Source organism: Pseudomonas sp. Eth.TT006, from assembly GCF_054456575.1.
Genome location: NZ_JBTJEN010000005.1, coordinates 319,665 through 332,838 on the forward strand (window position 1 = coordinate 319,665; position 13,174 = coordinate 332,838).

Consider the following 13,174-nt stretch of genomic DNA (forward strand, 5'->3'; position numbering starts at 1 on the left):
GGAAAAAAACGCTGCGCATTATAAGCACTTTTCTGCTGGGGGCGTCATTTGCGCTTCTGTCAAGACGGGGTGAAGGAACGCAATGCGTATTACAGAGTCCGTAACTCACGGAAAGTCATAGGGAATTGGTAGTGCTGGGACTCTTCAATAAAAAGACCAATACGTTACTGGGGATCGACATCAGCTCCACCTCGGTGAAGCTGCTGGAGTTGAGCCGGCAGGGCGACCGCTACCGGGTCGAGGCCTATGCAGTGGAGCCGCTGCCGCCCAGCGCTGTGGTCGAAAAGAATATCGCCGAACTCGAAGGCGTGGGCCAGGCCTTGTCCCGGGTGCTGGCCAAGGCGCGCACCGGCACCCGCAGCGTGGCGGTGGCGGTGGCCGGCTCGGCGGTGATCACCAAAGTCATCGAAATGGATGCCGGGCTGACCGACGACGAGCTGGAAAACCAGCTGAAGATCGAGGCCGATCAGTACATTCCCTATCCGCTGGATGAAGTGGCCATCGATTTCGAGGTCCAGGGTGTTTCGCCGCGCAGCCCGGAGCGAGTCAATGTGCTGCTGGCCGCCTGTCGCAAGGAAAACGTTGAAGTCCGCGAGGCGGCGCTGGCGCTGGCCGGGCTCACCGCGCGGGTGGTCGATGTCGAAGCCTACGCGCTGGAGCGCTCGTTCGGCCTGCTCGCCACCCAGCTGGCAGCCTCGCAGGAGCGCCTGACCGTGGCGGTGGTGGACATCGGCGCGACCATGACCACCCTCAGCGTTCTGCATAACGGCCGCATCATCTACACCCGCGAGCAACTGTTCGGTGGCCGGCAACTGACCGAGGAAATCCAGCGCCGCTACGGCCTGACCGTCGAGCAGGCTGGCCTGGCGAAGAAGCAGGGCGGTCTGCCCGACGACTACGTCAGCGAGGTGCTGCAGCCATTTCGCGAGGCGCTGGTGCAGCAGGTGTCGCGCTCGCTGCAGTTCTTCTTTGCCTCCGGGCAATACAACGCGGTCGATCACATCCTGCTGGCCGGCGGCACGGCCTCGGTGCCGGGACTGGATCGCCTGATCGAGCAGCGTCTGGGCACGCCGACCCAGGTCGCCAACCCGTTTTCCAACATGGCCTTGAGCAGCAAAGTCAACGCCGGGGCCCTGGCCAGTGACGCGCCGGCCCTGATGATTGCCTGCGGGCTCGCGCTCAGGAGTTTCGACTGATGGCGCGGATCAACCTACTCCCCTGGCGTGAGGAGCGCCGCGAAGAACGGCGCAAACGCTTTCTGCTGATCCTGACCGGGGTTTTCGTCGGATCGGTGGGCGCGTTGTTCATCGCCGATCAGATCTTCAGTGCCGCCATCGAGCGGCAGGCCGCGCGCAATGCCTATATCGGCAAGCAGATCGCCGTGGTCGACGAACGAATCAAGCAGATCAGTGACCTCAAGGCGCGGCGTCAGCAACTGGTCGAACGCATGCGCATCATCCAGGACCTGCAGGGTAACCGACAGATCAGCGGGCGGATTTTCGATCAACTGGCGCGCACGCTGCCGGATGGCGTGTATTTCACCAGCGTGAAACTGCAGGGCAAGACCCTGTCCATCAGCGGTGCAGCCGAGTCCAACAATCGGGTGTCGGAGCTGATGCGCAATCTGGATGCTTCCGACTGGTTTGATGCGCCCAGCCTCAACGAGGTGAAAGCGACGACCGCCGGTCAGGTGGATCAGGCCAACGTCTTTCAGTTGACCGTCCGTCAAACGCAGCCAGCCATTGTGGAGGGCGATAAATGAAACCGTCCGAATGGCTGCAGGGTTTGCGCAATATCGACTTCAACGATCTGGATACCAGCAACATCGGCTCGTGGCCGGCCGCGGTGAAGACCATCGCCGGGGCACTCTTGGCGGTGCTGGTGTTGGCGCTTGGCTATAACTTTTTCATCAGCGACATGGAAAACCAGCTGCAAGCCAAGCGTCAGGAAGAAGACACCTTGAAGGAACAATTCGCCAGCAAGGCGCGCATGGCCGCCAATCTGGAGCCGTACACCGAGCAGATGAAGGAAATGGAGAACTCCTTCGGCGTGCTTCTGCGGCAACTGCCCAGCGATACCGAGGTTCCGGGGCTGCTGGAGGACATCACGCGCACTGGTTTGGGCAGCGGGCTGGAATTCGAAGAAATCAAGCTGTTGCCCGAAGTCACTCAGCCGTTCTACATCGAACTGCCGATCCAGATCACCGTCACCGGCGCCTATCACGACCTCGCCACCTTCGTCAGCGGCGTCGCCGGGTTGCCCCGGATCGTCACGCTGCATGATTTCGAACTCGAGCCCGCCAACCCGGATGGCGGGACCAAGCTGCGCATGAGCATCCTCGCCAAGACTTACCGCTATAACGACAAGGGGCTGGAAAAATGACCCCGATGCGTTATTTCGCCCTGTCGGTGCTGTTGCTGGGGCTGAGCGGTTGCGGCAGCAGTGATGAATTCGGCGACCTCGATGCCTACATGAACGAAGTGCGCCTGAGGCCGGCTGGCCGGATCGAACCGACGCCGACTTTTCACTCTTATCCGACGTTCACCTACAGCGCGGCCAACTTGCGCAGCCCGTTCTCGCGTCAGGTGCGGGTCGATCTGGCCGGGCAGCAGCGTGGTGCGCGCAATGTCAAACCCGACCCGCACCGGGTCAAACAGTACCTGGAAGGTTTCAACATCGAGCAGTTTGAAATGGTCGGCACGATCTCCAACGCCTCCGGCTCCTTTGCCCTGCTGCGCGGCGCGGGTGGCGTGCATCGGTTGAAAGTCGGCGATTACCTGGGGCGCAACGACGGGCGCATCGTCGCCATCAGCGCCACCCAGGTCGATGTGGTCGAGATCGTGCCCGACGGCGAAGGCGCCTGGCTGGAGCGTCCGCGCACCATTCCTTTGAAAGAGCACTCATAGTGGAAGTCGAACAATGAACAGGATTTTTTCCACCCTCGGTTTTTCGCTATGGATAGCGCTGTTGTCACCGATGGTTCAGGCGGCCAGCCTCAAAGCGCTGGATGTCGCGGCGTTGCCCGGTGACCGGGTCGAGCTGAAGCTGTCGTTCGACGGACCGCCGCCACAGCCCAAGGGCTACACCACCGAATCCCCGGCGCGCATCGCGCTGGATCTGCCGGGCGTTTCCAGCCAACTGACGAACAAGACCCGTGAGTTGGGCAGCGGCAACGCACGCAGCGCCACGGTGGTCGAGGCCAACGACCGGACACGCCTGATCATCAACCTGACGCAACTGACGCCCTACGCTGCGCGGGTCGAAGGCAACAATCTGTTGGTGGTGGTCGGGCAGGGCGCCAGACCTGCGGCTACGCGCCCCGCTGCGGTTGCGCCGCGCCCGGTCGCGGCGCCGGCGAAGGCTTACGCGCCTGTTGCCAAGGCCATTCGTGGCGTCGATTTTCAGCGCGGTGCGGCGGGAGAGGGCAACGTGGTCATCGATCTGTCCGACCCGACCATTGCCCCGGACATTCAGGAACATGATGGCAAGATCATCCTCAGCTTTGCCCGGACCCAGTTGCCCGACCGCCTGCGGGTACGCCTCGACGTCAAGGATTTCGCCACCCCGGTGCAATACGTCAACAGCGCCGCCACCGGTGATCGCGCTGTCATCACGGTCGAACCCAGCGGCACGTTCGACTATTCGACCTACCAGACCGATAACAAACTGACCGTGAGCATTCGGCCGATGACGGTCGACGATCTGCAAAAGCGCAACGTCGACCGCAACAGTTACAGCGGTGAAAAGCTTTCGCTGAACTTCCAGGACATCGACGTACGCTCGGTGCTGCAACTGATCGCCGACTTCACCAACCTCAATCTGGTGGCCAGCGACACGGTGCAGGGCGGGATTACCTTGCGCCTGCAGAATGTGCCGTGGGATCAGGCACTGGATCTGGTGCTGAAAACCAAAGGCCTGGATAAGCGCAAGATCGGCAACGTGTTGCTGGTGGCGCCGGCTGATGAAATCGCCGCCCGCGAGCGCCAGGAACTGGAATCGCAGAAGCAGATCGCCGAACTGGCGCCGCTGCGGCGCGAATTGCTGCAGGTGAACTACGCCAAGGCAGCGGACATTGCCAAGCTGTTCCAGTCGGTGACCAGCGCTGAAGCGAAGATCGACGAGCGCGGTTCGATCACGGTGGATGAGCGCACCAACAACATCATTGCCTACCAGACCCAGGATCGTCTCGACGAACTGCGGCGGATCGTGGCGCAACTGGATATTCCGGTGCGTCAGGTCATGATCGAGGCGCGGATCGTCGAGGCCAACGTCGATTACGACAAGAGCCTGGGCGTGCGCTGGGGCGGTTCGGTCCAGAACAAGGGCAACTGGAACACCTCCGGGGTGAGTAACGGCACCTCGACCACCATTGGCACCCCGGGCAGTACCAGCAGCAACTCGCCGTTCGTCGACATGGGTACGGTCGGCAATACCTCGGGGATCGGCATCGCCTTCATCACCGATAACGTGCTGCTCGACCTTGAACTGACGGCGATGGAAAAGACCGGCAACGGCGAAATCGTCTCCCAGCCGAAAGTGGTCACCTCGGACAAGGAGACGGCGAAGATCCTCAAGGGCACCGAGATTCCATATCAGGAGGCCAGCTCCAGTGGCGCGACGTCGGTGTCGTTCAAGGAGGCATCGCTGTCACTGGAAGTGACGCCGCAGATCACCCCTGACAATCGCATCATCATGGAGGTCAAGGTCACCAAGGATGAACCGGACTACCTGAACAAAGTGCAGGATGTACCGCCGATCAAGAAGAACGAGGTCAACGCCAAAGTGCTGGTAAACGACGGCGAGACCATCGTGATCGGCGGCGTTTTCTCAAATACTCAAAGCAAGGTCGTAGATAAGGTGCCATTTCTTGGCGATGTGCCGTATCTTGGCCGCCTTTTCCGGCGTGATGTGGTTTCGGAGAAAAAATCCGAGCTGCTGGTATTTCTCACTCCGCGTATCATGAATAATCAGGCGATTGCTGTGAGTCATTGATTCTGTGCGAAATTTGATTCTTGTAGGACCGATGGGCGCTGGCAAAAGCACCATCGGCCGGTTGCTGGCCAAAGAGCTGCGCCTGCCGTTCAAAGATTCCGACAAGGAAATTGAGCTGCGCACGGGTGCCAATATCCCGTGGATCTTCGACAAGGAAGGCGAGCCCGGCTTTCGCGACCGTGAGCAGGCGATGATCGCCGAGCTGTGCGCGTTCGACGGCGTGGTGCTGGCGACCGGCGGCGGCGCGGTGATGCGGGACGCCAACCGCAAGGCCCTGCATGCGGGCGGGCGGGTGGTGTATCTGCACGCATCCGTTGAACAGCAGGTTGGCCGCACTTCCCGCGATCGCAACCGGCCGTTGCTGCGCACCGCCGATCCGGCAAAAACCCTGCGTGACTTGCTGGAGATCCGCGATCCGCTGTACCGGGAGATCGCCGATCTGGTGGTGGAAACCGACGAACGGCCGCCGCGCATGGTGGTGCTCGATATTCTCGACCGCCTGGCACAGCTTCCACCCCGTTAAAGCGCCGCCGGAAATGCGCTATCCTCGGCGACCTGTCACGGCCGTCGAGGTTGTGGCGGATGGCATGCGAGCGGCGTCACATCAGCCAAAGGTCGCGGACATCCAATCATTCAAGGCAGGACGCCTGCTTCCATCTTCACTGTGGGGACACATGCAGACACTCAAGGTCGATCTAGGCGAGCGCAGCTACCCGATTCATATTGGCGAAGGTTTGTTGGGTCAGCCCCAGTTGCTGGCGCCGCACATCCATGGGCGGCAAGTGGCAATCATCTCCAACGAAACCGTTGCGCCGCTCTATCTTGAACGTCTGACCCAAAGCCTTGCGCAGTACTCGGTGATTTCCGTGGTGCTGCCGGACGGCGAAGCCTTCAAGACCTGGGAAACCCTGCAACTGATCTTCGACGGCCTGCTGACTGCCCGTCACGACCGCCGGACCACGATCATCGCCCTCGGCGGCGGGGTCATCGGTGACATGGCCGGTTTCGCTGCTGCCTGCTACCAGCGCGGCGTCGACTTCATCCAGATTCCTACCACACTGCTGTCGCAGGTCGATTCGTCGGTGGGCGGCAAGACCGGCATCAACCATCCGCTGGGCAAGAACATGGTCGGCGCGTTCTATCAGCCGAACGTGGTGCTGATCGATACCGCGTCGCTGAAAACCCTGCCGGCGCGTGAGCTGTCGGCCGGTCTGGCGGAAGTCATCAAGTACGGGCTGATCTGCGATGAGCCGTTCCTGAGCTGGCTCGAAGAGAATGTCGATGCCCTGCGCGCGCTGGATCAGCAAGCCCTGACTTATGCGATCGAGCGCTCCTGCGCCGCCAAGGCTGCAGTGGTCGGCGCCGATGAGAAGGAAACCGGCGTGCGCGCCACGCTCAACCTCGGCCACACCTTTGGCCACGCCATCGAGACCCACATGGGCTATGGTGTCTGGTTGCATGGTGAAGCGGTGGCCGCTGGCACCGTGATGGCGCTGGAGATGTCCGCGCGTCTGGACTGGATCAGCGAGCAGGACCGCGATCGCGGCATTCGTCTGTTCCAGCGTGCCGGTCTGCCGGTGGTTCCGCCGCAGGAGATGAGCGAAGCCGATTTTCTCGAACATATGGCAATTGATAAAAAAGTGATCGACGGTCGTCTGCGCCTGGTGCTGCTGCGCCGGATGGGCGAAGCGGTGGTGACCGCCGATTATCCGAAAGAGGTTCTACAGGCCACGCTGGGTGCGGATTACCGCGCTCTGGCTCAGCTTAAAGGTTAATAAGATTCCGATGACTAGTTTGCATGCCGACGAGGCGTTCCTCGGCCATTTCCAGTTAAGTCACGACCCTTTCGCGCCGCGGGTCCCGGGCTTCAAATTCTTTCCCGCCCAGCGCAAGCCGGTGCTCGGTCAATTGCACCACCTGGCGCGTTACAGCCAGCTGCTGCTGGTAGTCACTGGCCCGCAAGGCAGCGGCAAGACGCTGCTGCGTCAGGCGCTGGTTGCCAGCACCAACAAGCAATCGGTGCAGAGCGTGGTGGTTTCCGCCCGTGGCGCCGGTGATGCGGCTGGCGTGTTGCGTCAGGTGGCCCAGGCGCTGGACGTGGCGCAGGCCGAAGTCGGTGCGATTCTCGCGCAGGTTGTACAGCTCGCCCTGACCGGTCAGGAAGTCTATCTGCTGGTGGACGACGCCGAGCAGCTCGACGAATCCGCCCTCGAAGCATTGATGGCGCTGGGTGCCGGTGCACCGGAAGGGCGCCCGCACGTGTTCCTGTTTGGTGAATCGTCGCTGATCGCGCAACTGGAGGCCTTGCACCTCGAGGAAGAGCGCTTCCACGTCATCGAACTGCAGCCGTATACCGAAGAAGAGACCCGCGAATATCTCGACCAACGGCTCGAAGGTGCGGGCCGGGGTGTCGAACTTTTCACCGCGGATCAGATCTCTGAGATTCACGAAAGCTCGGAGGGCTGGCCTGGCAACATCAACCAGGTCGCTCGCGATGCACTGATCGAAGTCATGATTGCCAGCCGCTCTGCGGTCAAGCGTCCAAGTATGGGGTTCAACATGCCGAAGAAACACGTATTGGCGATTTCCGCCGTCGTTGTGGTCGCGGTCGCCGCCGCCTGGCTGATGCCGGGTCGCAACAAGGCGCCAACCACCGGCGCACCCGCCAACGAACAGGCACAACTGCCATTGGGTCAGGGCGCCAAGGGTGGCGCGCCGAACGTCGAGTTCGCCGGCAATACCCAGCCGATGCCGTTGCCGCTGGTCGGCAACTCGCAGCCGGTGATGCGTGGCCCGTTGGCCGAAGCCGCTGGCGGCATTACCGAAGGTGACGACGGTGTACCGGTCGAAGGCTCCAGCGCGACCCCGCCGACCGTGACCACTTCCGCACCGCCTGCGGGCGTTCCGGCAGGTCCGGCACCGACGCCAGTCCCTGTCCCTGCGGCCAAACCGACTCCGGCGCCGACTCAGGTCGCCACCGCCAAGCCTGCTCCGGCAGCGCCAGTGGCCAAACCGGCACCAGCTCCGGCCAAGCCTGCAGCGGCCGCCAAGCCGGCCGAGAAGCCGGTTACCGTGGCCAAAGCGGCCGGTGGCAGCTGGTACGCCGGTCAGCCGACCAGCAACTACGTGGTGCAGATTCTCGGCACCAGCTCCGAAGCGACCGCGCAGAACTTCGTCAAGGAGCAGGGCGGCGAGTACCGTTATTTCAAGAAAGTCCTCAACGGCAAGCCTCTCTACGTGATCACCTATGGCAGCTTTGCCAATCGTGATGCAGCCGTTTCTGCCATCAAGGCCTTGCCAGCGAAGGTTCAGGCTGGTAAACCTTGGCCTCGCACTGTCGCCAGCGTCCAACAGGAACTGGCAACAACTCGCTGAAGATTCGGCGGCCTTACCCAGGCCGCCTCTCCAAGCACCTCAAAATTTCTACGAGTGCGCGCCGTCTCTACAGACCGCGTGCCTTGTGGTGTCTGCGTCACAGTAGTCTTTGAGTCGTTGCAGTCAAAATTAAAAAAGTTTTGACTAGCACAGCAGATCGCTTTAAACCTTTCACAAATGCGACATGAATTTGCGACATTTCGTCGTCAAATTTGTGAGCCTCTGTGTCGCTGTGTACAATGACCACCCTTTTGCCCCCGCAAAGCCGGCGTACGTTCGGCGCGGCAAGCAAGTGGTTGAATTGAAAAGAAATTTGCCTCGTAAAGAGGCAGCCTGGTGAGAAAGTGTCTATGAAAGCAGGTCTGTACCAACCAGATGAATTCAAGGATAACTGCGGTTTCGGCCTGATAGCCCATATGCAGGGCGAGCCCAGTCATACCCTTTTGCAAACGGCCATCGAGGCCCTGACCTGCATGACCCACCGCGGTGGGATTAATGCCGACGGCAAGACCGGTGACGGTTGCGGTCTGCTGATTCAAAAGCCTGATACCTTCCTGCGCGCGATTGCCCAGGAAAGCTTTGGCGTCGAACTGCCCAAGCAGTACGCCGTGGGCATGGTCTTCTTCAATCAGGATCCGGCCAAGGCCGAAGCCGCTCGCGAGCACATGAACCGCGAGATCCTTGCTGAAGGCCTGCAACTGATCGGCTGGCGCAAGGTTCCGATCGACACCAGTGTCCTCGGCCGCCTGGCCCTTGAGCGCCTGCCGCAGATCGAGCAGGTGTACATCGGTGGTGAAGGCCTGAGTGATCAGGACATGGCGGTCAAGCTGTTCAGTGCCCGTCGTCGCTCGTCGGTGGCCAACGCCGCCGATACCGACCACTACATCTGCAGCTTTTCGCACAAGACCATCATCTATAAAGGCCTGATGATGCCGGCCGACCTGGCCGCGTTCTATCCGGACCTCGGTGACCAGCGCCTGCAGACCGCGATCTGCGTGTTCCACCAGCGCTTTTCCACCAACACCCTGCCGAAATGGCCGCTGGCGCAGCCATTCCGCTTCCTCGCCCACAACGGCGAGATCAACACCATTACCGGTAACCGCAACTGGGCGCAGGCCCGTCGGACCAAGTTCACTAATGATCTGATGGATCTGGAAGAACTCGGCCCGCTGGTCAACCGTGTCGGTTCCGACTCCTCGAGCATGGACAACATGCTCGAACTGATGGTCACCGGAGGCATCGACCTGTTCCGTGGCGTGCGGATGATCATTCCGCCGGCGTGGCAGAACGTTGAAACCATGGGCCCGGATCTGCGTGCGTTCTACGAGTACAACTCGATGCACATGGAGCCGTGGGACGGCCCGGCCGGCGTGGTCATGACCGACGGTCGCTACGCGGTGTGCCTGCTCGACCGTAACGGTCTGCGCCCGGCGCGCTGGGTCACCACCACCAACGGTTTCATCACCGTTGCCTCGGAAATCGGCGTCTGGAACTACCAGCCACAGGACGTGATCGCCAAGGGCCGTGTCGGTCCGGGGCAGATCCTCGCCGTGGACACCGAAACCGGGCAGATCCTCGACACCGATGCGATCGACAACCGTCTGAAGTCCCGTCATCCGTACAAGCAATGGCTGCGCAAGAATGCCTTGCGTATCCAGGCGACCATGGAAGACAACGACCACGGTTCGGCGTTTTACGACGTCGATCAGCTCAAGCAATACATGAAGATGTATCAGGTCACGTTCGAAGAGCGTGATCAGGTCCTGCGTCCGCTCGGCGAGCAAGGCTACGAAGCCGTGGGCTCGATGGGCGATGACACGCCGATGGCCGTGCTTTCGCAGCGTGTGCGCACGCCGTACGACTATTTCCGCCAGCAGTTCGCGCAGGTCACCAACCCGCCGATCGACCCGCTGCGTGAAGCGATCGTGATGTCGCTGGAAATCTGCCTTGGTGCCGAGCGCAACATCTTCCAGGAATCGCCGGAACACGCCTCACGCGTGATCCTCAGCTCGCCGGTTATTTCGCCGGCCAAGTGGCGCTCGCTGATGAACCTCGAGCGTCCGGGCTTCGAGCGGCAGATCATCGACCTCAACTACGAGGAAAGCGTCGGTCTCGAAGCGGCGATCCGCAACGTTGCCGATCAGGCTGAAGAAGCCGTGCGTGCCGGGCGTACCCAGATCGTTCTGAGCGACCGCCATATCGCCCCGGGCAAACTGCCGATCCACGCCTCCCTGGCCACCGGCGCGGTGCACCACCGCCTGACCGAAAAAGGTCTGCGCTGCGACTCCAACATCCTCGTGGAAACCGCGACCGCGCGCGATCCGCACCACTTCGCGGTGCTGATCGGTTTCGGCGCCTCGGCGGTCTATCCGTTCCTGGCCTACGAAGTGCTGGGCGACCTGATCCGTACCGGTGAAGTGCTGGGCGACCTCTATGAGGTGTTCAAGAACTACCGCAAAGGCATCACCAAAGGTCTGCTGAAGATCCTGTCGAAGATGGGCATCTCGACCATCGCTTCGTACCGTGGTGCGCAGCTGTTCGAGGCCATCGGCCTGTCCGAAGAAGTCTGCGAGCTGAGCTTCCGTGGCGTACCGAGCCGGATCAAGGGTGCGCGTTTCGTCGACATCGAAGCCGAGCAGAAAGCCCTGGCCACTGAAGCCTGGAGCCCGCGCAAGCCGATCCAGCAGGGCGGTCTGCTGAAGTTCGTCCACGGTGGCGAATATCACGCCTACAACCCGGACGTGGTCAACACCCTGCAAGCCGCTGTGCAGCAGGGCGACTACGCCAAGTTCAAGGAATACACCTCGCTGGTGGACAATCGTCCGGTGTCGATGATTCGTGACCTGTTCAAGGTCAAGACCCTCGACACGCCGCTGGACCTTAGCGAAGTCGAACCGCTGGAATCGGTGCTCAAGCGCTTCGACTCCGCCGGTATCTCGCTGGGCGCGCTGTCGCCGGAAGCCCACGAGGCCTTGGCCGAAGCCATGAACCGCCTCGGCGCGCGTTCCAACTCCGGCGAAGGCGGTGAGGATCCAGCACGTTACGGCACCATCAAGAGCTCGAAAATCAAGCAGGTCGCCACTGGCCGTTTCGGCGTGACCCCGGAATACCTGGTCAACGCCGAAGTGCTGCAGATCAAGGTCGCGCAAGGCGCCAAGCCGGGCGAGGGCGGGCAACTGCCGGGCGGCAAGGTCAACGGGCTGATCGCCAAACTGCGTTACGCAGTGCCGGGCGTGACCCTGATTTCGCCGCCGCCGCACCACGACATCTATTCGATCGAAGACTTGTCGCAGTTGATCTTCGACCTGAAACAGGTCAACCCGAAGGCGCTGGTTTCGGTCAAGTTGGTAGCGGAAGCGGGCGTTGGCACCATCGCTGCCGGTGTGGCCAAGGCCTACGCGGACTTGATCACCATCTCCGGCTACGACGGTGGCACCGGTGCTTCGCCGCTGACCTCGATCAAGTACGCCGGCGCACCGTGGGAACTCGGCCTCGCTGAAACCCACCAGACCCTGCGCGGCAACGACCTGCGCGGCAAGGTCCGGGTGCAGACCGACGGCGGCCTGAAAACCGGCCTCGACGTGATCAAGGCAGCAATCCTCGGCGCTGAAAGCTTCGGCTTCGGTACTGCGCCAATGATCGCCCTGGGCTGCAAATACCTGCGCATCTGCCACCTGAACAACTGCGCCACCGGCGTTGCGACGCAGAACGAGAAGCTGCGCAAGGATCACTACATCGGTACCGTCGACATGGTGGTGAACTTCTTCACCTACGTCGCCGAAGAAACCCGTGAGTGGCTGGCCAGACTTGGCGTGCGCTCCCTCGAAGAGCTGATCGGCCGCACCGATCTGCTGCAAGTGCTCGAGGGCCAGACTGCCAAGCAAAACCACCTGGATCTGACCCCGCTGCTGGGCAGCGATCATATCCCGGCGGACAAGCCGCAATTCTGCGGCGTTGAGCGCAACCCGCCGTTCGACCAGGGCCTGCTGGCCGAGAAAATGGTCGAGATGGCCTCGTCGGCAATCAACGACCTCAGCGGTGCCGAGTTCGATCTGGACATCTGCAACTGCGACCGTTCGATCGGTGCGCGGATCTCCGGGGAAATCGCGCGCAAGCACGGCAACCAGGGCATGGCGAAAGCGCCGATCACCTTCCGCTTCAAGGGCACTGCCGGGCAGAGCTTCGGCGTGTGGAACGCCGGCGGTCTGAACCTGTACCTGGAAGGCGACGCCAACGACTACGTCGGCAAAGGCATGACCGGCGGCAAACTGGTCATCGTGCCGCCGAAGGGCAGCGTCTATCAGACTCAGAACAGCGCCATCATCGGCAACACCTGCCTGTACGGCGCTACCGGCGGCAAGCTGTTCGCCGCTGGCACCGCGGGCGAGCGTTTCGCCGTGCGTAACTCCGGTGCCCACACGGTTGTGGAAGGCACTGGCGATCACTGCTGCGAGTACATGACCGGTGGTTTCGTCTGCGTCCTGGGCAAGACCGGTTACAACTTCGGCTCTGGCATGACCGGTGGTTTCGCCTACGTGCTCGACCAGGACAACACCTTCGTTGACCGGGTCAACCACGAACTGGTGGAAATCCAGCGGATCAGCGGCGAGGCGATGGAAGCCTATCGCAGCCACCTGCAAAACGTGCTGAACGAGTACGTCGCGGAAACCGACAGCGAGTGGGGTCGTGAACTCGCCGAGAACCTCGATGACTACTTGCGTCGTTTCTGGCTGGTCAAGCCGAAGGCTGCCAACCTGAAATCGTTGCTTTCCAGCACTCGTGCCAACCCGCAGTGATATGCGCCTGA

Annotated in this window: 9 protein-coding genes; all 9 read left to right on the forward strand. The window is 61.6% G+C overall.

The window, feature by feature from the left end; translation table 11 throughout:
• Nucleotides 1–131 precede the first annotated feature (131 nt).
• The 9 genes from ACXR0M_RS10995 to gltB all read left to right on the forward strand — a co-directional run bounded on the left by ACXR0M_RS10995 (nt 132) and on the right by gltB (nt 13,163).
• Nucleotides 132–1,196: a pilus assembly protein PilM gene (locus ACXR0M_RS10995; protein ID WP_458831911.1), complete on the forward strand. Its 1,065-nt coding sequence runs from the start codon at nt 132–134 to the stop codon at nt 1,194–1,196.
• Nucleotides 1,196–1,762, forward strand: a complete 567-nt coding sequence (locus tag ACXR0M_RS11000) for a PilN domain-containing protein (protein WP_458831912.1) — start codon at nt 1,196–1,198, stop codon at nt 1,760–1,762. The genes ACXR0M_RS10995 and ACXR0M_RS11000 overlap by 1 nt, the downstream gene beginning before the upstream one ends.
• The gene (gene pilO / locus ACXR0M_RS11005; protein ID WP_458831913.1) at nt 1,759–2,382 is read left to right on the forward strand and encodes a type 4a pilus biogenesis protein PilO; all 624 of its coding nucleotides are present in this window, start codon (nt 1,759–1,761) and stop codon (nt 2,380–2,382) included. Before ACXR0M_RS11000 ends, pilO begins: the two co-directional genes overlap by 4 nt.
• Nucleotides 2,379–2,906 carry a pilus assembly protein PilP gene (locus ACXR0M_RS11010; protein WP_458831914.1) on the forward strand — a complete coding sequence of 176 codons (528 nt, stop codon included), beginning with the start codon at nt 2,379–2,381 and terminating at the stop codon, nt 2,904–2,906. The genes pilO and ACXR0M_RS11010 overlap by 4 nt, the downstream gene beginning before the upstream one ends.
• A gap of 13 nt (nt 2,907–2,919) precedes the next feature.
• A complete protein-coding gene (gene pilQ / locus ACXR0M_RS11015) occupies nt 2,920–4,992 on the forward strand; it encodes a type IV pilus secretin PilQ (RefSeq protein ID WP_458831915.1) in 2,073 nt (690 codons plus the stop codon).
• A gap of 4 nt (nt 4,993–4,996) precedes the next feature.
• Complete coding sequence (gene aroK / locus ACXR0M_RS11020) at nt 4,997–5,515, forward strand: shikimate kinase AroK (RefSeq protein WP_027611316.1); 519 nt, start codon at nt 4,997–4,999, stop codon at nt 5,513–5,515.
• Nucleotides 5,516–5,666: 151 nt separating this feature from the next.
• Complete coding sequence (aroB, locus tag ACXR0M_RS11025; RefSeq protein WP_458831916.1) at nt 5,667–6,767, forward strand: 3-dehydroquinate synthase; 1,101 nt, start codon at nt 5,667–5,669, stop codon at nt 6,765–6,767.
• A gap of 10 nt (nt 6,768–6,777) precedes the next feature.
• Complete coding sequence (locus ACXR0M_RS11030) at nt 6,778–8,367, forward strand: AAA family ATPase (RefSeq protein WP_458831917.1); 1,590 nt, start codon at nt 6,778–6,780, stop codon at nt 8,365–8,367.
• Nucleotides 8,368–8,717: 350 nt separating this feature from the next.
• Nucleotides 8,718–13,163: a glutamate synthase large subunit gene (gene gltB / locus ACXR0M_RS11035; protein ID WP_458831918.1), complete on the forward strand. Its 4,446-nt coding sequence runs from the start codon at nt 8,718–8,720 to the stop codon at nt 13,161–13,163.
• The last annotated feature ends 11 nt before the right edge of the window (nt 13,164–13,174 follow it).

Coding starts and splice junctions, on each gene's coding strand:
- gltB (WP_458831918.1), top strand. CDS start 8,718: ATGAAAGCAGGTCTGTACCAACCAGATGAATTCAAGGATAACTGCGGT.
- aroB (WP_458831916.1), top strand. CDS start 5,667: ATGCAGACACTCAAGGTCGATCTAGGCGAGCGCAGCTACCCGATTCAT.
- pilQ (WP_458831915.1), top strand. CDS start 2,920: ATGAACAGGATTTTTTCCACCCTCGGTTTTTCGCTATGGATAGCGCTG.
- pilO (WP_458831913.1), top strand. CDS start 1,759: ATGAAACCGTCCGAATGGCTGCAGGGTTTGCGCAATATCGACTTCAAC.
- ACXR0M_RS11010 (WP_458831914.1), top strand. CDS start 2,379: ATGACCCCGATGCGTTATTTCGCCCTGTCGGTGCTGTTGCTGGGGCTG.
- ACXR0M_RS11000 (WP_458831912.1), top strand. CDS start 1,196: ATGGCGCGGATCAACCTACTCCCCTGGCGTGAGGAGCGCCGCGAAGAA.
- ACXR0M_RS11030 (WP_458831917.1), top strand. CDS start 6,778: ATGACTAGTTTGCATGCCGACGAGGCGTTCCTCGGCCATTTCCAGTTA.